Annotated in this window: 16 protein-coding genes and 1 tRNA gene; 14 read left to right on the plus strand and 3 right to left on the minus strand. The window is 38.8% G+C overall.

The genetic code is table 11. From position 1 onward, the window contains the following. Positions 1-32: 32 nt before the first annotated feature. The 14 genes from BGO88_RS08720 to BGO88_RS08785 all read left to right on the plus strand — a co-directional run bounded on the left by BGO88_RS08720 (position 33) and on the right by BGO88_RS08785 (position 16,246). Complete coding sequence (locus tag BGO88_RS08720) at positions 33-380, plus strand: FtsL-like putative cell division protein (protein ID WP_056068307.1); 348 nt, start codon at positions 33-35, stop codon at positions 378-380. After that, positions 371-2,368 (plus strand): PASTA domain-containing penicillin-binding protein, encoded by a 1,998-nt coding sequence (locus BGO88_RS08725; protein ID WP_056068309.1) that lies wholly within the window; start codon positions 371-373, stop codon positions 2,366-2,368. Before BGO88_RS08720 ends, BGO88_RS08725 begins: the two co-directional genes overlap by 10 nt. Then, positions 2,365-3,828 carry a UDP-N-acetylmuramoyl-L-alanyl-D-glutamate--2,6-diaminopimelate ligase gene (locus BGO88_RS08730; protein ID WP_286706622.1) on the plus strand — a complete coding sequence of 488 codons (1,464 nt, stop codon included), beginning with the start codon at positions 2,365-2,367 and terminating at the stop codon, positions 3,826-3,828. Before BGO88_RS08725 ends, BGO88_RS08730 begins: the two co-directional genes overlap by 4 nt. Positions 3,829-3,835: 7 nt before the next feature. Beyond that, on the plus strand, positions 3,836-5,059 hold the full coding sequence (gene mraY, locus BGO88_RS08735) for a phospho-N-acetylmuramoyl-pentapeptide-transferase (protein ID WP_056068314.1): 1,224 nt from the start codon (positions 3,836-3,838) through the stop codon (positions 5,057-5,059). After that, positions 5,060-6,397: a UDP-N-acetylmuramoyl-L-alanine--D-glutamate ligase gene (gene murD, locus BGO88_RS08740; protein ID WP_286706623.1), complete on the plus strand. Its 1,338-nt coding sequence runs from the start codon at positions 5,060-5,062 to the stop codon at positions 6,395-6,397. A 43-nt stretch (positions 6,398-6,440) separates the two neighbouring features. Next, entirely contained in the window at positions 6,441-7,754 is a 1,314-nt protein-coding gene (locus BGO88_RS08745; protein ID WP_056068319.1) for an FtsW/RodA/SpoVE family cell cycle protein, read from the plus strand. A 218-nt stretch (positions 7,755-7,972) separates the two neighbouring features. After that, entirely contained in the window at positions 7,973-9,073 is a 1,101-nt protein-coding gene (murG, locus tag BGO88_RS08750; protein WP_286706624.1) for an undecaprenyldiphospho-muramoylpentapeptide beta-N-acetylglucosaminyltransferase, read from the plus strand. Between the two features lie 113 nt (positions 9,074-9,186). Then, positions 9,187-10,536 (plus strand): UDP-N-acetylmuramate--L-alanine ligase, encoded by a 1,350-nt coding sequence (gene murC / locus BGO88_RS08755; protein ID WP_286706625.1) that lies wholly within the window; start codon positions 9,187-9,189, stop codon positions 10,534-10,536. Continuing rightward, positions 10,523-11,248 (plus strand): cell division protein FtsQ/DivIB, encoded by a 726-nt coding sequence (locus BGO88_RS08760; RefSeq protein ID WP_277016390.1) that lies wholly within the window; start codon positions 10,523-10,525, stop codon positions 11,246-11,248. Before murC ends, BGO88_RS08760 begins: the two co-directional genes overlap by 14 nt. Before the next feature lie 3 nt (positions 11,249-11,251). Beyond that, positions 11,252-12,643 carry a cell division protein FtsA gene (gene ftsA / locus BGO88_RS08765; protein ID WP_056068328.1) on the plus strand — a complete coding sequence of 464 codons (1,392 nt, stop codon included), beginning with the start codon at positions 11,252-11,254 and terminating at the stop codon, positions 12,641-12,643. 58 nt (positions 12,644-12,701) lie between these two features. Beyond that, entirely contained in the window at positions 12,702-14,633 is a 1,932-nt protein-coding gene (gene ftsZ / locus BGO88_RS08770; RefSeq protein WP_056068330.1) for a cell division protein FtsZ, read from the plus strand. 184 nt (positions 14,634-14,817) lie between these two features. Continuing rightward, positions 14,818-15,264 carry a GatB/YqeY domain-containing protein gene (locus BGO88_RS08775; protein ID WP_056068332.1) on the plus strand — a complete coding sequence of 149 codons (447 nt, stop codon included), beginning with the start codon at positions 14,818-14,820 and terminating at the stop codon, positions 15,262-15,264. Positions 15,265-15,281: 17 nt separating this feature from the next. Next, positions 15,282-15,355, plus strand: a tRNA-Arg gene (locus BGO88_RS08780). Between the two features lie 60 nt (positions 15,356-15,415). Then, positions 15,416-16,246, plus strand: coding sequence for a zinc-dependent peptidase (locus tag BGO88_RS08785; protein ID WP_286706626.1), 831 nt, complete (start codon positions 15,416-15,418; stop codon positions 16,244-16,246). A gap of 54 nt (positions 16,247-16,300) precedes the next feature. On the opposite strand, the gene rpe is transcribed toward BGO88_RS08785, so the two are convergent. The 3 genes from rpe to BGO88_RS08800 all read right to left on the minus strand — a co-directional run bounded on the left by rpe (position 16,301) and on the right by BGO88_RS08800 (position 20,833). After that, the gene (gene rpe / locus BGO88_RS08790; protein WP_286706627.1) at positions 16,301-16,963 is read right to left on the minus strand and encodes a ribulose-phosphate 3-epimerase; all 663 of its coding nucleotides are present in this window, start codon (positions 16,961-16,963) and stop codon (positions 16,301-16,303) included. Between the two features lie 521 nt (positions 16,964-17,484). After that, a complete protein-coding gene (locus tag BGO88_RS08795; RefSeq protein ID WP_026707723.1) occupies positions 17,485-18,348 on the minus strand; it encodes a sigma-70 family RNA polymerase sigma factor in 864 nt (287 codons plus the stop codon). A 319-nt stretch (positions 18,349-18,667) separates the two neighbouring features. Further along, positions 18,668-20,833: a polyribonucleotide nucleotidyltransferase gene (locus BGO88_RS08800; RefSeq protein ID WP_056068348.1), complete on the minus strand. Its 2,166-nt coding sequence runs from the start codon at positions 20,831-20,833 to the stop codon at positions 18,668-18,670. Positions 20,834-20,903: the final 70 nt, after the last annotated feature.

Below are 20,903 nucleotides of genomic sequence, written 5' to 3' on the forward strand. Positions count from 1 at the left end.
AAATCAAAAAATCCAAAATCATAAATCAGGAAATGAAAGGTGGAATCTACAGCATATTAAAAGCAAAATTTCTCATTAATGATGATGCGGCTAAAAATTGGCAGTTCATCATCTTTTTAATTGTACTGGCTTTGATAATGATTGCAAATTCCCACAATTACGAGCAGAAAACATACAGGATTACCGAGTTAGATAAAGAAGTAAAAGAACTGCGTTCGGAATTTGTAGACAGGCGCTCTGAGTTGATGAAGCTGAAAATGGAATCGACAATTTCCCAGAAAATGGAAGTCAAAGGAATTTTTCCATCATCTGTTCCCCCAAAAAAAATTAAGGTATTAAAAGAAAAAGAAAAAGGCTTTTTTGAAAAGTTATGGCAGTAGAAGAAAAAAATATTTCTTACAGGATTTACCTCGTTGCATTTGCAATCGTGGTGATGGCTACTGGAATAATCGTAAAGCTGACCAATATTCAGTGGGTTGAGGGTGATTATTACAGGAAGCTGGCGAAAGACCGCACTGTGAAAAATTTTGTGATTCCTGCCAACAAAGGAAATGTGTATTCTGCAGACGGAAGTCTTTTGGCTACTTCCATTCCAAATTACACTATCCGGTTTGATGCCGTAGCACCTAAAAAGGAAGATTTTAATAAAAATATTGAAGCGCTTTCCGATTCACTTTCGGTGTTGTTAGGTAAGCCAAGTTCTCATTATCTCAATGAATTCCGTAAGGCAAAAGCCAACAAAAACAGATATATGCTGTTGGCAAGAGGATTGAGTTACACAGAATATATGAGAGTGAAAACTTTCCCGCTGTTTAACTTGGGAGCTAATAAAGGCGGCCTGATAGCAGAGCAGAAAACGGTAAGAGAACATCCAATTGGCATGATTGCCCAAAGAACCATTGGTTATGAAAGAGAATATGTAGACGGCGGAGTTGATGGAAAAGGAATCGAATGGGCTTTTAAAGATTATATCAACGGTAAGGACGGAAAAGTACTGAAGCAGAAAATCGCCAAAGGACAATGGAAACCAATCAGCGATAACAATCAGGTAGAGCCTCAGGACGGATATGACATTATTTCTACAATTGATGTTTACATACAGGATATTGCCCATCATGCTTTGCTAAAGCAGTTGGAGTATTATGAAGCAGAACACGGATGTGTGGTTGTGATGGAAACTAAAACAGGCGAAGTAAAGGCGATTTCAAATCTTGGAAGGACAGAAGACGGCAGCTATTCCGAAACGCTGAATTATGCAGTGGCAGAATCTCATGAACCGGGTTCTACTTTCAAACTGATAGACCTGATTGCCCTTTTGGATGATAAAAAAGTAGATACAAGCCAGATATATGACAGTCGTGGTGGTGACATTACCTACCATAACAGACACGTAAGAGATTCGAAAAAAGGCGGCTATGGAAAAGTTTCATTGGCAAGAGGTTTTGAACTTTCTTCCAATACAGTGATGGTGCAGGCGGTCTATGAAAATTATAAGGACAATCCGATGGAGTTTGTCGGAAGAATTAATAAAATGGGACTTAACAAGCCGTTAGGGTTGCCTTTCAAAGGCGAAGGGGTTCCGTTTATTCCACAGCCAAAAACAAAACGATGGAATGGTACGTCACTTCCATGGATGGCTTTTGGTTATGGGGTTTCAATGACGCCATTGCAGTCGCTTACGGTTTACAATGCCGTTGCAAATAATGGTGAAATGGTGAAGCCAATCTTTGTAAAAGAAATCAAAGAATGGAACAAAACCATCAAAAAATTTGACAAGGAAGTCATCAACCCAAAAATATGTTCTGATGAAACCTTGAAAAAAGTCAGAAAAGTTCTTGAAAATACGGTAAAAAAAGGAACGGGTTCCAAATTGTATTCCAAAGACTTTTCAATGGCAGGAAAAACAGGAACGGCGCAGGTGGATTATGCCAAAGGAAAACACACAGATGCAATGTATTATGCTTCGTCATTTGCAGGATATTTTCCGGCAGACAATCCAAAATATTCCTGTATTGTCATCATCCACAAACCAAGCAAAAGCAAAGGTTTTTATGGAGGTGATGTGTCCGGACCGGTTTTCAAAAGAATCGCTCAGAAGATTTTTACCGATGTACCGTCAACCAATGAAATTAAAAACCTGAATAGAAAAAGCATCAATCAGGAAAAGAATTATGCAAAATATTCCGATTTGGTTTCGAAAGAAACAATCCCGAATGTGCAGGGAATGGCAGGAATGGATGCCGTAGCGCTTTTTGAGAACATGAAAATGAAAGTTAAGGTTATCGGAATCGGAAAAGTGAAAAAACAATCCATCCCGCCGGGTGAAGCCATAGTAAAAAACAGAACCATAATATTAGAATTATCGTGATTATTCTAAAAGATATATTATACAAAGTTGCAATTGAAGCTGTAAAAGGTTCGACGGAAATTGCTATCAATGCCATCAATTTTGATTCAAGAAAAATTGAAAATAATGATGTATTTATAGCTATTCGTGGTACTGTTGCAGACGGACATGAATATATAGAAACAGCTTTAAGCAAAGGAGCAATCGCAATTATCTGTGATACTTTTCCGGAGAATATAGTTTCAGGGGTCACTTATGTGCAGGTAAAAGACACGAACAGAGCTTTGGCTTTTATTGCTTCGAACTATTATGGAAATCCATCGGCTAATTTGAAATTGGTAGGTATTACAGGAACAAACGGAAAAACAACCATTGCATCCCTGCTCTATCAATTGTTCAAAAAAGCCGGTTATAAGGTAGGATTGCTTTCTACGGTAAAAAATGTCGTGGACGATGTGGAATACAAGTCGATGCTTACTACTTCAGATTCCATTACAATTAATAAGTTCTTGAAAGAAATGAACGATGTGGGAGTAGAATATTGCTTTATGGAGGTAAGCTCGCACGGAATCGCACAGAAAAGAACTGAAGGATTACAGTTTGCCGGAGGAGTTTTTACAAATCTTTCGCATGACCATTTAGATTATCATAAAACATTTGCAGAATACCGCGATGTCAAAAAAACATTTTTCGACCAATTGCCAAAAGGTGCCTTCGCCCTGGTAAATATCGATGACAAAAACGGACCGGTCATGCTGCAGAATACCAATGCAAAAAAGCTGACCTACGCCCTAAAATCATATGCCGATTACAGAACGCAGATTTTAGAAAACCAGCTTTCCGGACTTTTGCTGAAAATTAATGAACAGGAAGTTTGGGTTCGGTTGATAGGGAATTTTAATGCCTATAATCTGCTGGCTATTTATGGAACGGCTGTCGAATTAGGACTGGATACTATGGAAGTTTTGAGGTTGTTGTCAGAACTGGAAAGTGTGTCGGGGAGATTCCAATATATAGTTTCTAAAGGAAATATTACCGCTGTTGTTGATTATGCACATACACCGGATGCTTTGGAAAATGTATTAAAGACAATCGACGATATCCGGACTAAAAATGAGCAGCTTATAACAATTGTAGGTTGTGGTGGCGACAGAGATAAGACCAAGCGCCCAATAATGGCCAATATTGCATCGACATTGAGCGACAAAGCAATACTGACTTCAGATAATCCGAGAACAGAAGACCCTGAAGCAATTATTTTAGAAATGGAAAAAGGCGTAGAGCCCCAAAACTATAAAAAAACACTGGCTATAGTAGATAGAAAGCAGGCTATAAAAACAGCTTGCCAGTTGGCACAGCCAAACGATATTATACTGATTGCAGGAAAAGGACATGAGACCTACCAGGAAATTAATGGTGTGCGCTATGACTTTGACGATATGAAAATTGTAACAGAACTTTTAGAACAATTGAATAAATAGAGAATCTATGCTATACTATCTATTTGACTATTTAGACCAGATGGACATTCCGGGAACAGGAGTTTTCCAATACATAACGTTTCGTTCCGGACTGGCAATCATACTTTCGCTATTGATTTCGACAGTCTTTGGTAAAAAGATTATCAACTTTCTGAGAAGACAGCAGGTTGGTGAAACGGTTAGAGAGTTGGGTCTTGCAGGACAAAATGAAAAAGCAGGAACACCTACCATGGGAGGACTCATTATCATCGTCGCTACGTTAGTACCGGTCGTGTTATTGGCCAAATTGAATAATATCTATATCCTGCTGCTGATTGTCACTACGCTTTGGATGGGAACCATCGGATTTATAGATGATTATATTAAAATTTTCAAGAAAGATAAAGAGGGGCTTAAAGGAAGATTTAAAGTTATCGGACAAGTTGGTTTGGGATTGATTGTAGGAACAGTTTTGTATTTCCATCCAAGTGTTACGGTAAGAACGGATACAGGCAACACTAATATTTTTGCTACAAATCAGACAACCGTTTCGGCTGTTCCGTTGGAAGAAAAATCTACCGCTACAACAATTCCGTTTTTCAAGGACAACGAATTTGATTATGCAGAACTGCTTTCATGGGCAGGAGATAATTATAAAGATTATGCCTGGCTGATTTTTATTCCGGTTGTGATTTTTATCATCACTGCCGTATCAAACGGAGCCAACCTTACAGACGGGATTGACGGTCTCGCTGCAGGAACATCGGCCATTTCGGTCATTGCACTCGGAATTTTCACTTTTGTATCCGGTAACATTATTTTCTCGAATTACCTGAACATAATGTATATCCCGAATTCGGGCGAAATGACGGTCTATATCGCCTCCTTTGTCGGAGCACTCGTCGGATTTCTCTGGTACAATACCTATCCGGCAACCGTATTTATGGGTGATACAGGAAGTTTAACCATAGGTGGAATTATCGCTGTTTTAGCTATTGCAGTCAGAAAAGAATTAATGATTCCGGTATTGTGTGGTATTTTCCTCGCAGAAAATCTCTCCGTCGTATTACAGGTGTCTTATTTTAAATATACAAAGAAACGTTTCGGCGAAGGCCGGAGAATATTTTTGATGTCGCCATTGCATCACCATTACCAGAAGAAGGGTTACCACGAAAGTAAGATTGTAACCCGCTTCTGGATCGTGGGAATCTTATTGGCAATTCTGTCAATCGTAACCCTAAAATTAAGGTAAATGGAAAAACGACTGGTCATTTTAGGAGGTGGAGAAAGCGGTGTCGGCACGGCAATTCTCGGTAAGAAAAAAGAATACGACGTTTTTGTGTCGGATTTTGGGAAAATAAAAAACAATTACAAAGAAGTTCTTGGTCTTCATGGCATAAAATGGGAAGAAGAAAAGCATACGGAAGATTTGATTCTGAATGCAGATGTGGTGATGAAAAGCCCCGGAATTCCTGAAAAGTCTCCAATAGTGAGAAAACTTGTGGAGAGAGGCATACCGGTCATTTCTGAAATTGAATTTGCAGCCCAGTACACAAAAGCGATAACGGTTGGCATTACGGGAAGCAACGGAAAGACTACTACCACCATGCTGACCTATCATTTGCTGAAACAGGGAGGACTCAATGTAGGATTGGCAGGAAATGTAGGCAAAAGTTTCGCCTGGCAGGTAGCAGAAGGAAAACATGACATATACGTTCTTGAATTAAGCAGCTTTCAGCTCGACGGAATTATAGATTATAAGCCACATATTGCCATAATCACCAATATCAGCCCTGACCATTTAGACCGGTACGATTACGATTACGGAAAATACATCGCCGCAAAATTCAGGATAACGGAAAACCAGACAGAAGAAGATTACCTGATTTATGATGCTGATGACGAAGCCATCCATAATTGGCTTAAAATGAATAAAACAAAAGCGCAACTGCTGCCTTTTTCAATGACAAAAACAATAGAAAACGGAGCCTTTGCAAAAGAAGATACAATCAATATAAACATCAATAACGAAGAATTTGTTATGCCACAAGACAAACTAGCCTTAGAAGGAAAACACAATGTGAAAAATGCAATGGCAGCCGCTACGGTTGCGCAATTATTGCGAATCAGAAAATCCACAATCCGTGAAAGCCTTTCTGATTTTCAGGGTGTAGAGCATCGTTTGGAAAAAGTGCTTAAAATTCAAAACGTGCAATATGTGAACGATTCAAAAGCGACGAATGTAAATGCTGCATTTTATGCTTTGGATAGTATGAACACCCCAACAGTATGGATTGTAGGTGGTGTTGACAAAGGCAATGACTATTCGGAATTGATGCCTTTGGTGCGTGAAAAAGTAAAGGCAATTATTTGTCTGGGTATTGACAACAAAAAAATTATTGATGCTTTTGGTGATGTTGTTGATGAGTTGATTGAAGCCCAAAACATGAAAGATGCTGTAAAATATGCACAAAGAATGGCAGAAAAAGGGGATACGGTATTGCTGTCTCCGGCTTGTGCCAGCTTTGACCTGTTTGAAAATTATGAAGACAGAGGAAGGCAGTTCAAGCAGGCAGTCCAAAATCTGTAACGATTAACTGTTTTTAGATAAAAGAAAATAAAGAAAGGGAATTATGAAAGAGTTTATAAACAATCTTAAAGGAGACAAGGTCATTTGGGCATTCATCGCCCTGTTGGCTTTGATTTCGTTTATGCCTGTTTACAGCGCGAGTAGTAATTTGGCATACAGTGCAAACGGGTCAGGAAACACTATGAGTTTTTTGATAAAGCATTTTGCACACGTTGGAATCGGATTTCTGATAGTCTATATGGTACACAAAATTCCGTACCATTATTTCAAAGCTATCTCTATGATTGCTTTGCCAATCGTAGGATTGCTGTTGCTGTATACACTCTTGCAAGGGAAAACGATAGGCGGCGCAAACGCAAGCCGCTGGATTCAGATTCCGTTTGTGGGTATCAGCTTCCAGACATCAACATTGGCCTCTATGGTGCTGATGATTTATGTGGCAAGATACCTGGCTAAAAAACGTGAAGTAGAAGATACGTTTAAAAAATCCGTAATCGAGTTATGGCTTCCTGTTTTTGCAATCATTATGCTGATTTTACCTGCTAACTTTTCTACAGCCGCATTGATATTTTCGATGGTGGTTATGCTGGTTTTCGTAGGTAAATATCCTTTGAAATATCTGGGGCTTGTTATTGGAGCCGGTATTGTTGGTCTTACCTTTTTTATCCTCATGGCAAAAGCATTTCCGGATGCCTTTCCAAACCGTGTAGATACCTGGGTTAGCCGTATTGAAAATTTTACAAGCGACAAGCCGGATGAAGATAACTACCAGATTGAAAAAGCAAAAATTGCAATAGCCACAGGTGGGATTTATGGCGTAGGTCCGGGAAAAAGCATACAGAAAAATTTTCTTCCACAATCATCTTCAGATTTTATCTATGCGATTATTGTGGAAGAAAACGGATTGCTTGGTGCACTCACCGTAATGTTCTTATACATTATGCTGTTTATCCGGTTCCTGATAGCTTCGCATAAAGCTAATACGCTGTTTGGAAAATTGCTGGTTGTAGGATTAGGTTTCCCGATTGTATTCCAGGCACTCATAAACATGGCAGTTGCTGTTGAATTATTACCGGTAACAGGACAAACTTTGCCGCTCATAAGTAGCGGAGGAAGTTCAATCTGGATGACCTGTGTTTCATTAGGAATTATATTAAGCGTAACCAAGAAAGATGAGGAAATTGCTCAGGAAAATCTTGAAAGGGCGCAAAGAGAAGAAGCGCTTCAAAGATTGATTGAAAGGGAAATGAATGGTGAAAACAATCCGGATGAAGATACGGCTGTTGAAAATAAAGAGCCACAATATGCAATTGAAGATGTAAGCGACAACCCGATGAAAGCGGTGATGGGGAAGTGATTCGAGATTTAAGGTTGCAGATTTTAGATTTAAGATGCAGTTTGAAAAGTGAATCAGTGTAATCTGAGTAATCAGTGGCAAAAAAAGAAATTGGGATTTGAGATTGTTGATTTAAGATTTATGATAGCAGTTTGAAGAGAATCTGTGTAATCTGAGTAATCAGTGGCAAAAAAAAAGATTTAAGAGGGCAGAGTAATCTGTACAAAAGAAAATAAAAAATGCAGAAATTAAAATTCATATTAAGCGGAGGCGGAACTGGCGGGCATATTTATCCGGCAATTGCCATTGCTAATGAATTAAAAAGCCGTTTTCCGGATTGTGAAATCCTATTCGTAGGAGCAAAAGACAAAATGGAAATGCAAAAAGTTCCGAAGGCCGGTTATCCTATCAAAGGATTGTGGATTGCAGGAATACAAAGAAGGCTGACGCTTGACAACATGATGTTCCCTTTTAAGCTTATGGATAGCTTGCTTAAATCAAGAAAAATTATAAAGCAATTTAAGCCAAATGTAGCCATCGGAACAGGAGGATTTGCCAGCGGGCCATTGTTAAAGGCAGCAGGATCGGCAGGAATCCCGACTGTAATACAGGAACAGAATTCCTATCCGGGAATTACAAACAAGTGGCTGAGCGGCAACGCCAGCAAAATATGCGTGGCTTATGAAAATCTGGAACGGTTTTTTCCAAAAGACAAAATAGTTTTCACAGGAAATCCGGTCCGTCAGGATTTGATAGACATAAAAGGAAAGAAAAAAGAAAGCAGGGACTATTTTAAACTGGACCCGGATAAAAAAGTGTTGCTGGTTTTGGGTGGCAGTTTAGGCTCCAGAAGAATCAACCAGCTAATTGCAAAAGAATTGGTGAATTTTATATCACAGGATGTACAGGTAATCTGGCAATGCGGAAAATTCTATATTGAAGAATACAAACACTTCGATGAAAAAGAAAACGTACAGGTAAAGGCATTTATTGACAGGATGGATTTGGCATATGCAGCCGCCGATGTGATACTATCCAGAGCAGGAGCATCGTCTGTTTCCGAGTTGTGTTTGGTAGGGAAGCCGGTAATTTTTATTCCATCGCCTAATGTGGCTGAAGACCATCAGACAAAAAATGCAAAAGCTATTGTTGATAAAAAAGGAGCGCTGATGATGAAGGAAAACGAATTGGATACCCAATTCACTTCAACTTTTAACAAGCTTTTGGAAGACAAAGCCTTACAGGAAAGCCTGGGGGAGAACATAAAAAAAATGGCAATGCCAAATGCAACAAAAGACATTGTTGATGAAATAATAAAATTAATTGAAAGTCAAAAGTAATAAAGTCAAAAGTAATAAAGTCAAAAGTTGTTAAGACAAAAGTCATAAAGGCAAAAATCTTTAGACTTTAAAACTTTAAGACTTTGTAACATTAGGCTAAAAAATAAAAAAAAATGAATTTGAATCAGATACATAACGTTTATTTTATCGGAATCGGAGGCATCGGAATGAGCGCTTTGGCGCGCTATTTCAAGGCTATCGGTAAAAGCGTATCTGGATATGACAAGACGGAAACTGAGCTGACAAAAGAATTGGAAGCTCTTGGAATCGAAATTCATTTTGAAGACAGCATTTCTTTGATTCCCAAAGACTATTATGCAGAAAACACGCTGGTTATAATAACCCCGGCAGTTCCAAAAACGCATTCAGAATGGAACTATTTTCTGGAAAGAGAATATCAGGTCAAAAAAAGAGCTGAAGTACTGGGAATAATTACAAAAGACACCTTTTGTTTTGCAGTTGCGGGAACACATGGGAAAACCACTACATCAAGTATTTTAGGGCACATCCTATATGAAAGTGGAGCAGATGTAACGGCATTTTTGGGAGGAATCGTAGAAAACTATAATTCCAACCTGATTGGCAGCGGAAAAACCGTAACGGTTGTTGAAGCAGATGAATTCGACCGTTCCTTCCTGCACCTATATCCGGACATCGCCTGCGTGACATCTATGGATGCGGACCATTTGGATATTTATGGCGATACTGCTTCTATTGAAGCATCGTTTGTAGAATTTGCCGATAAGGTAAAAGACAAGAAAAAACTATTTGTCGCAAAAGGACTTCCGCTTGAAGGAATCACCGTTGCAGTTAATGATGAAGCAGACTATAAAGCTTTCAATATACGAATTGAAAACAGCACTTATGTTTTTGACGTACAGACGCCGTCAGAAGTTATAAAAGACATACGGTTTAATTTGCCGGGAAAACACAATTTAACGAACGCCCTTATCGCTTTGGCAATGGCATATACTTTCGGCACCCCGACCGAAGCCATTGCCAAAGCATTATTTTCATTTCAGGGTGTAAAACGTAGGTTTTCCTATCAGATTAAAGAAAAAAACAGGGTTTATATTGATGATTATGCCCATCATCCGACGGAAATAAACGCAGTACATCAGGCGGTTTCTGAACTCTATCCGCAAGACAAGGTTCTGGCTGTTTTTCAGCCGCATCTGTTTAGCAGAACCAAGGATTTTATCGATGGTTTTGCCTCAAGCCTTTCGGCTTTTGACGAAGTAATCCTGTTGGATATTTATCCTGCAAGAGAACTTCCGGTAGAAGGAGTAAATTCAGCATGGTTGCTGGGGAAGATTGATAATCCGAATAAAAAACTGGTGTCAAAAGACAGCCTGATTTCGGAAATTTTGAAAAGTGATGCCCGTGTTGTTGTTACAATAGGAGCAGGTGATATAGGAGAATTAGTGAAACCAATTAAGCAGGCTTTGCATGAAAAAGTTTAACTGGACAAACATTAAATTGGTGCTGATGTTCGCATTGGTAATTTTTCTGTATTCATTTACTTCGAAGAGAAATGAACAGCGAAAATTGAAAAAATCTGTAGTGGAATTTGTCAATGAAAACAGCCCATTTATTACACAAGAAGCGGTTAATAAATTGTTAATAGAAAATAATGCAGCCCCTACGAGCATTCAAAAAGATGAGTTAGATTTGAATAAGTTGGAGAAAAACCTCAATAATCACAATATGATCGAAAAGTGTGACGTATTTGTGAGTGTTGATGGTGTCCTAAAAGCAGTGGTGAAACAAAAGACGCCGGTAGCCCGGGTGTTTGATGATAACGGTTCTTTTTATATTGATTATGAAGGACATGAGATGCCGTTATCTGATAATTTCACTGCCAGAGTTCCAATGGTTACGGGGGGGATTAGCAGTAAAAATAAAGAAGAACTGAACAAAGTTTTTCGTTACATCTATGACGATGAGTTTTTGCATAAAAATATCATTGCCATACAGGTTTTGCCGAATGGAAGCCTGAAAATGATGAACAGAAATTTTGATTATGTTATCGATTTCGGAAGAACCATCAATGTAGACAGGAAGTTCAAGAATTATAAAGCCTTTTTTCAAAAGGCAATTCAGGACAGTTTGATAAATAAATACAAGACAGTAAATCTGAAGTTTACGCAACAGGTAGTGTGCACCAAAAATTAGGATATGGAAAAAGAGAGCATTGCAGTAGGTTTAGACATTGGGACAACCAAGATTGTCGCTATGATTGGCAAGAAAAATGAATACGGAAAACTTGAAATTTTGGGTGTTGGAAAATCCAAGAGCCTGGGTGTTGCAAGAGGTGTTGTTAACAATATTACACAGACAATTCAATCCATCCAACAGGCTGTGCATGAAGCTGAAGTGGATTCGGGTTATAAAATAAAAGATGTGGTGGTGGGTATAGCCGGCCAGCACATCAGAAGTATTCAGCACAGTGACTACATCAGCAGAAGCAATCCTGAAGAAGTAATCAGTGAAAATGATATTGATTTGTTAATCAATCAGGTTCACAAGCTGGCTATGCTTCCGGGTGAAGAAATCATCCATGTCCTGCCGCAGGAATTTAAAATTGACGGACAGGCGGAAATCAAAGAACCAATCGGAATGTATGGAGGAAGACTTGAATCGAGCTTCCATGTTGTGGTTGGACAGGCTTCTTCTATCAGAAACGTTGGGCGCTGCATTAAGAGTTCAGGTCTTGATTTGTCAGGTTTGACATTAGAACCATTGGCTTCTGCAGATGCGGTATTGAGCCAGGAAGAAAAAGAAGCGGGCGTTGCCCTGATTGATATTGGAGGTGGAACTACAGACCTTGCTATTTTCAAAGACGGAATTATTCGCCACACGGCAGTAATTCCTTTTGGCGGAAATGTAATTACCGATGATATCAAAGAAGGATGTTCCATTATAGAAAAACAGGCAGAGCTTTTAAAAGTGAAGTTTGGTTCAGCATGGCCGGGCGAAAATAAAGACAATGAAATTGTCTCGATTCCGGGCTTGAGAGGAAGAGAACCGAAAGAAATCTCTTTGAAGAATTTATCAAAGATTATCCATGCCCGTGTAGTTGAGATTATTGACCAGGTTTTTACAGAAATCAAATCCTACGGACACGAAGACCCTCGTAAGAAACTAATAGCAGGAATCGTTCTGACAGGTGGAGGAGCCCAATTAAAGCATATCAAGCAATTGGTAGAATATATTACCGGAATGGATACAAGAATCGGTTATCCAAATGAACATCTGGCAGGAAATTCAGATGAGGAAATTTCAAGTCCGTTGTATGCTACTGCTGTTGGATTGGTGATGAACAGTATCAGAAACAATACCAGAAGCGCGGTTCCGTTGAATCAGGTAGAAGTTGAAAAAGCGCCTCCGGTTCAGGTTCATAAAGAAGTGGTTGTAGAAACTTCTAACCATTATGAAGAAGAAGTAATCGAAGAGCAGCCTAAAAAAGTAGAACAGGCCAAATCTGTTTCTACAGAAGGCAGGATGAAAAAGTCATTCTTTGACAAATACATCGACAAGATAAAAGAGTTTTTAGACAATGCAGAATAGGGCATAATTGCCAGACAGAAATTAAAAAGAAAAGGAAAAGAAATTAAAACCAAATATTATGATGAGCAACTCAGATTTTGGAAGCATTTCATTTGATTTACCTAAAAATCAATCAAATGTAATTAAGGTAATTGGTGTTGGAGGAGGCGGAAGCAACGCGATCAACCACATGTTTCAGCAAGGGATTAAAGGAGTGGATTTTATCGTTTGCAATACAGATTCTCAAGCATTGCAAAATAGCGCCGTTCCAAACAAGATTCAGTTAGGTGTGAACCTTACAGAAGGTCTTGGAGCAGGGGCAAATCCTGAAGTTGGGCAGCAGTCAGCTATAGAAAGTATTGCCGATATTGAAAAAATGTTGGACAGCAATACCAAGATGGTTTTCATCACGGCTGGTATGGGAGGCGGAACCGGAACAGGAGCCGCACCGGTAATTGCTCAGTTGGCTAAAGAGAGAGACATTCTTACAGTTGGAATCGTTACCATTCCGTTCCAGTTTGAAGGAAAAGTCCGTTCTGAACAAGCTTTGGTTGGTGTTGAACGATTGAGAAAACAGGTAGATTCGCTTATCGTAATCAACAATAATAAATTAAGAGAAGTATACGGAAACCTGGGCTTTAAAGCGGGTTTCTCTAAAGCGGATGAAGTTTTGGCAACAGCCTCAAGAGGTATTGCCGAAGTAATTACGCACCACTATACTCAAAACATTGACTTAAAAGACGCCAAAACAGTATTGTCAAATAGCGGTACTGCAATTATGGGGTCTGCTACAGCAATTGGTGAAAATCGTGCCAAAGAAGCGATTATTGCGGCTTTAGATTCTCCATTGTTGAATGATAATAAAATCACCGGAGCCAAAAACGTATTGTTGCTTATCGTTTCTGGAACCAATGAAATTACTATTGACGAAATCGGAGAAATCAACGACCATATCCAGACGGAAGCAGGCTTTAATGCTAACATCATTATGGGGGTTGGTGAAGATGAAGCGCTTGGAGATTCTATTGCTGTAACGATTATCGCTACGGGATTTAATGTAGAGCAGCAAAACGAAATCGTTAATACGGAACCAAAAAAAATTATCCACGCTTTAGAGGATGAGCAAAAAATGGGGCGAGACCTGTCACAAAAACAAGTAGTGCCATCATTCAATTTTTCGCCGGCTCCAGTAGAAGAAAAAAAAGAGACTGAAGAAAAGATTGTTTTTGCATTGGAAGATTTTGAAGTAGCAGATGCGAAAGTTGAAGAGCCGGAAATCGTTTCTGATTTGATAAAAACGACCGAATTCATCAAAAATATCGATGTTGAATTTCAAATAGTATCACCTATCAGCGAGCATGAATTTTATATTACGACTCCGGAAGTGAGAGAAATGGAAGTTCGTGAGCCGGAATTTGTGGCCTACAAAGAAGAAGAGCAGATTACTTTCTCTTTTGACCTGCCAATTAAAAAAGCAGAAGAGCCAAAAGAAGACAGAATTCTTTTCGAATTGTCAAACGAGACTAAGGATATTAAGGTAAACCAGCCGGTTCAGGTGGTTCCTGTAACAGAATTGAACGAAAAAGGTATTGTGAAATATTCTTTGGAAGAATATATGGAAGTTGAAAACGAACTGATCCAGTCAAAACCGGTAGCTAAAGTTGAAGAGCCGGTAGATAAAGAATTGGATTTGAAAATGAAGGTAGAAGAACCTAAATTCAACAATACTGCCTTTGAAGAAATATCGCCTCTTGAAATGACTATCGAGCAGACTTTGAAAAAGAGAGCTGATGAAAGAAGATTGAAGATGAAAGAATTTAACTATAAATTCCATAACAATCCATCAAGAGTTGATGAGTTCGAAAAAGAACCAGCTTACAAAAGAATGGGAATTGATTTGAATCATACCCAGGCTGATAATAGCAAATCTAGGATGTCACTAGGAACGGACAGTAACGACGATTTACAATTGCGTTCAAATAACTCCTTTCTTCACGACAACGTAGATTAACTAACTCAAACCAAAACCCGATAACCCGAAAATTCAATTGATTTTCGGGTTATTTTTTTTATCTTCGCAACAAGTTTAAAAGAAGCATTTAGGCATTTAGAGCGTGAAATAATAATGTTTTGTAATCTGAAAAGTTTATCTGCCTGATTTTTAGATAATTTGTAAATAGAAAAGAATCATACTAATGAGCTTACAAGATAAAATCAACGAAGAAATCAAAACGGCGATGAGAGCCAAAGATACAGTAAGCCTTGAATCGTTAAGAGCTGTAAAGTCTGCATTGTTGCTTCTGCAAACAGACTCGGGGGCAAAAGAAATTACTCAGGACGATGAAATCAAGCTTTTGCAACGTTTGGTAAAACAGAGAAAAGACAGTGCCAATATCTTTACTGAGCAAGGCAGACCTGATTTGGCAGAACCGGAATTGCAGCAGGCTGCTGTAATTGAAAAATTTCTTCCGGCCCAATTAAGCGAAGAAGAAGTAGAGGCTGTTGTAGCTAAAATTATTGCTGAAACAGGTGCTTCAGGAATGGCTTCAATGGGTAAGGTTATGGGGCAGGCTTCTGCTGAATTGGCAGGAAAGGCTGACGGAAAGACCATCTCAACTATCGTAAAGAAATTATTGTCATAAAACTTAAAATCTAAACTGACCCTGTAGTTCAACTGGATAGAATATCAGATTTCGGCTCTGAGGGTTGGGGGTTCGAACCCCTCCAGGGTCACAGATTTTTTAAAGGGACTGATTTAGTCCCTTTTTTATTTCCAAAAAATAAATTCAGGACATGAGTGAAGCCATTTTTACTGTTTTAACTTTTTTGCTTGCGGCAATCGTAGTCCTTTTAGTAGTTGCAGGCTTTATAAGGCTATTTGTTGAGCCGGCTTACGTGTTGATTTTTAATAAGCCTTTATATATTCATTGGTATCCCGTTCCTAAAAAAATAATACCATTTCAAAGACAGATTCTGGAAAGAGAATTTTCTTTTTACAGAAAGCTTTCCGATAAGAGAAAAGTCTATTTTGAGCACCGTGTCAAGTCATTCCTGATGAATTACCAATTTCATGGCAAAGACATTTCCGTTACAGAAGAAATGAAAGTTATGATTGCCGGAACCTATGTTATGCTGACGTTCGGAATGCGGTTTTATCTTACACCGCTGTTTAGAAAAATCATTATTTATCCAGGCCAATATACGTCCGTCATAACACAGCAAAATCATAAAGGAGAATTTAACCTGCGGCTGAAAGCAGTAGTTTTTTCTTGGGAAGATTTTCTTTCAGGACACAATACAACAAACGATAATGTAAATTTAGGATTGCACGAATTTGCACATGTACTCCATTTTCATTCTAAAAAGACAAATGGTGACCCAAATGCGTCCATATTTTACGATGAGTTCAACGAAATCGTAAAATACTATGATGATGCAGCATTATCGTTAGAATTGGTTCAGAGAGGCTATTTTCGCGAATATGCGTATGAAAATAAATTTGAGTTCCTGGCCGTATTGCTGGAACACTTTTTTGAGTCTCCACAGGTTTTCAGGAAAGAACACCCTGAATTATATGAAAGGGTAAAAAAGATGATTAATTTTAAAGAGGAATATCTGAATTAATTGCATAAAAAAAACCTGTTCGTAGAACAGGTTTTTTATTTTATAGAAATGCTTTTAAAGTGAGGCAGTCTTCTTTAAATGGGAAATGGTTTCGGTTGGATTGGCGGACTTGAAAACATAGTTTCCGGCTACTAAAACATCAGCACCGGCTTCAGCCAGTTGTTTGGCATTCTTGTCTGTTACACCGCCGTCTACCTCAATCAGGGTTTCTGCTTTATTGCGGGAAATAATTTCTTTCAATTGTCTTACTTTTTTATAGGTCGATTCAATAAATGACTGTCCTCCAAAACCTGGATTCACGCTCATGATGCAAACCACATCAATATCATTAATAATATCTTCCAATACGGTAACACTGGTATGGGGATTCAAAGCAACTCCGGTTTTCATTCCTTCAGCTTTGATAGCCTGTAATGTTCTGTGAAGGTGCGTGCAGGCTTCATAATGAACGCTCAATACGTTAGCGCCAAGTGAAGCAAAAGTCTTGATATAGCGGTCAGGGTCAGCTATCATCAAATGCACATCAATTGTTTTCTTGGCGTGTTTCTGGATGGTTTCCAATACTGGCATCCCAAAAGAAATATTAGGTACAAAAACACCGTCCATAATATCTACATGGAACCAATCGGCATCACTGTTGTTAATCATTTCAAGGTCACGCTGCAGGTTTCCAAAGTCGGCAGCCAGCACAGAAGGTGCAATGAGGGTATTTTTCATGTTGTTGTGTTGTTTTGTGCAAAAGTACAGTTAAACAGCTAAGCATACAAGATTTTTTTAAAGGTGCTAAGGAATTAAGGTTCTGAGTGGCTAAGGTTGTGTTCTTTGTAAAAGGGAGAATGTTGTTGGGTTAGTATTGATTTTTTAAATCTGTGTAATCATTCCAATCTGTGGCTAAAATGAGAATCATAACAAAGGCTGTGTAAAAGGTTCTAAGGTTCTGAGTAGTTAAGGTTGCGCGCTTTGTGTGAAAGAGCTATTAAAAATAGTTTTTTTGTGTTCTTTCTTTAGATAAAAACAAAACCCCGGAAACCCGAGCGGAGCGAACAGACCGGCAGTTTTGTTTGATAAAAAAACAAAACTCCGGTAATCAGCCGGAGTTTCAATCATCAATCAAAAAACGAACAGTTTTGAACTGTTGTTACGTTAAATATTATAATATAAGGGTGTCAATTTTTTGGGAAAACAAGATACAAATAAAATCTAAGAATCAAAATGATTTTAGAAAACTTTGCAATTTGTTATCCTAAATAGGTTTTCAGGATTTTGCTTCTCGAAGTGTGTTTCAACCTGCGGATTGCTTTTTCCTTAATTTGACGAACACGCTCACGTGTCAGGTCAAAAGTTTCGCCTATTTCTTCCAAAGTCATAGGATGCTGGTCGCCCAGACCGAAGTACAAACGGACCACATCTGCTTCTCTTGGAGTCAATGTTTCTAATGAACGTTCGATTTCCGTACGCAAAGATTCGTGGATTAGCTCTCTGTCCGGATTTGGAGATTCACCAGAACGCAAAACGTCATAAAGGTTAGAATCTTCTCCTTCAACAAGAGGAGCATCCATTGAAAGGTGACGTCCGGAATTTTTCATAGATTCCTTTACGTCGTTTACTGTCATGTCAAGTTCTTTTGCAATTTCTTCAGCAGATGGCGGGCGCTCATTAGATTGCTCCAATAACGCATACATCTTATTGATTTTATTGATAGAACCGATTTTGTTTAATGGCAGACGAACAATACGTGACTGTTCTGCCAAAGCCTGCAAGATAGATTGGCGAATCCACCAAACTGCATAAGAGATAAATTTAAAACCACGTGTTTCATCGAAACGTTGTGCTGCTTTAATAAGACCCAGATTTCCTTCGTTAATTAAGTCAGGAAGTGTAAGTCCTTGGTTTTGATATTGTTTTGCTACAGAAACCACGAAACGCAAATTGGCTTTTGTCAATTTTTCTAATGCTCTCTGGTCTCCGGCTTTTATTTTCTGAGCCAATTCTACCTCTTCATCAGCGGTAATAAGGTCAACTTTTCCAATTTCTTGTAGGTATTTGTCTAAGGAAGCAGTTTCACGGTTAGTTACCTGCTTGGTAATTTTGAGCTGTCTCATTCTGGTTTTTCCTTAATTTATGTATTCAGGTTGTTATACGTAACGAGTTGCAAAAAAGTTACAAAAAGGTAAACAAAATATTTTTATTTTATTTTGAATGTTATGTTTATAGGTGTAACTTATTGATTGTCATTTAATAAAATGAATTTCTTAATGCCTTTTCTTAAGAAAAAAAATGTGCAGAAGAAGAAATAAAACTACGCAGGGATAAACCGTGAATAAGGAAATCGTTTTTAAAATGAAATGTATACAATTTAAAAGCCCCATTTCAAATAAATGAAACGGGGCTTCAGTTGAATTAACCTTATATAAGAATTAATTATTTTTTATCCTCTTCTCTTGGAGGTCTTTTTGTTTCGTCTCTAGGAGGTCTTGGCAGTAAAGCTTTTTTCGAAACTTTTTCTTTTCTGGTTTTAGGATCAACCCCAAGGTATTTTACCTGGAATACATCACCCATTTTTACCACATCAGCAACATTTTCAGTTCTTTCCCATGCCAGTTCGGATACGTGAAGCAATACCTCATTACCCGGAGCTGCAGTATATTCTACTACCGCACCAAAATCAAGCATCTTGATTACTTTCACTTCGTATGTTTCGCCTACTTCAGGTTTGAAAACGATAGAATCGATTTTTGCCAATACTGCTGCCATTCCGTCCGGATCAGTACCAAGAATTTCTACAACGCCTTGCTCGTCAACCTCGTTGATAACGATAGTTGTGCCGGTAGCTTTTTGTAGTTCCTGAATTACTTTTCCACCAGGTCCGATCAAAGCTCCAATGAAGTTACCAGGAATGATTCTGGTAACGATTTTTGGTGCATGTTTCTTCACTTCTGCTTTTGGGGTAGCGATAACTTCAGTCAGTTTTCCCAGAATATGCAAACGTCCGTCACGAGCCTGTTCAAGGGCTTTTTCCATGATGTCATAGGCAAGACCTTCAATTTTGATGTCCATTTGGCAAGCCGTGATTCCATCAGCAGTTCCGGTAACTTTAAAGTCCATATCACCAAGGTGGTCTTCATCACCTAAGATGTCAGACAATACAGCCCATCTTCCGGTTTTATCATCAGAAATCAATCCCATTGCAATACCTGAAACAGGTTTTGTCATTTGGATACCGGCATCCATTAAAGCCAGAGTTCCGGCACATACGGTAGCCATAGATGAAGAACCGTTAGATTCCAAAACTTCTGAAACTACTCTTACAGTGTATGGGCAGTCTGCAGGAATCATATTTTTCAAGGCACGTTGCGCCAGGTTTCCGTGTCCAACCTCTCTTCTTGAAGTTCCTCTTAGCGGTTTTGCTTCACCTGTTGAGAAAGGAGGGAAGTTATAGTGCAGGTAGAATTTCTCTTCACCTTGTTCTGATGGAGTGTCAATTTGGTTGGATTCTCTTGAAGTTCCCAAAGTTACAGTGGCCAACGCCTGAGTTTCTCCTCTTGTAAACAAAGAAGATCCGTGAACAGATGGAAGATAGTCGATTTCACACCAGATTGGTCTGATTTCGGTGGTTTTTCTTCCGTCAAGACGCAATCCTAATTGAAGAATAACTTCTCTAACGGCTTCTTTATTAACTTTTGAATAGTATTTAGAGATCAGGTCTCCATTTTCTAATAATTCTTCTTCAGTAAAAGCAGCTTTTACATCTTCTTTTACTTCGGCAAATTTTTCAGAACGCTCGTGCTTGGCTGTTCCTTCCTGAGCAATAGCAAAACATCTGTCGTAAGCCAATTCTCTTACTTTTTCGTAGATAGCTTCATCATTGCGCTCTTCTTCATAAGTACGGACCTCTTTTTTGCCAACAAGATTTTGCAGTCTTTCCTGCGCTTCAATCTGGATTTTGATAGCTTCGTGTGCAAATTTGATAGCCTCAACCATTTCTTTTTCTGAAATCTCCTTCATTTCACCTTCTACCATTGCGATAGAATCTTTTGAAGCTCCAATCATCATGTCGATGTCAGATAATTCCAATTGAGCACGGCTTGGGTTGATTACGAGTTTACCGTCGATTCGGGCCACGCGTACTTCTGAAATCAGGGTTGAGAAAGGTACGTCTGAAACTGCTAGTGCTGCAGATGCAGCCAAACCTGCCAAAGCATCAGGCATTACGGTTTCGTCATGAGACATCAACTGGATCATTACCTGTGTTTCTGCATGGTAATCATCCGGGAAAAGCGGACGCAAAACGCGGTCAACTAATCTCATGGTAAGGATTTCGCTGTCGCTTGGACGTGCCTCACGTTTGAAAAACCCGCCAGGGAAACGACCTGCAGCTGCAAACTTTTCGCGATAGTCAACTGTTAAAGGCAAAAAGTCAACTCCGGGAGTTGCTTTTTTTGCAGATACTACGGTAGCAAGCAACATTGAATCTCCCATTCTTACTACTACAGATCCGTCGGCTTGCTTTGCCAGTTTTCCTGTTTCGATCGAGATGCTTCTTCCATCTCCTAAATCGATAATTTCTTTTGAAACTTTTGGAATCATAAAATTTTTCCTCTTTTGATTAAACAATGGGTTTTAGTTGTGTTGTAGTTGTTGTTGTGTGTAGTTATCT

Origin of the sequence: Flavobacterium sp. 38-13, assembly GCF_001899155.1 — a bacterium.
Taxonomy (GTDB): domain Bacteria; phylum Bacteroidota; class Bacteroidia; order Flavobacteriales; family Flavobacteriaceae; genus Flavobacterium; species Flavobacterium lindanitolerans.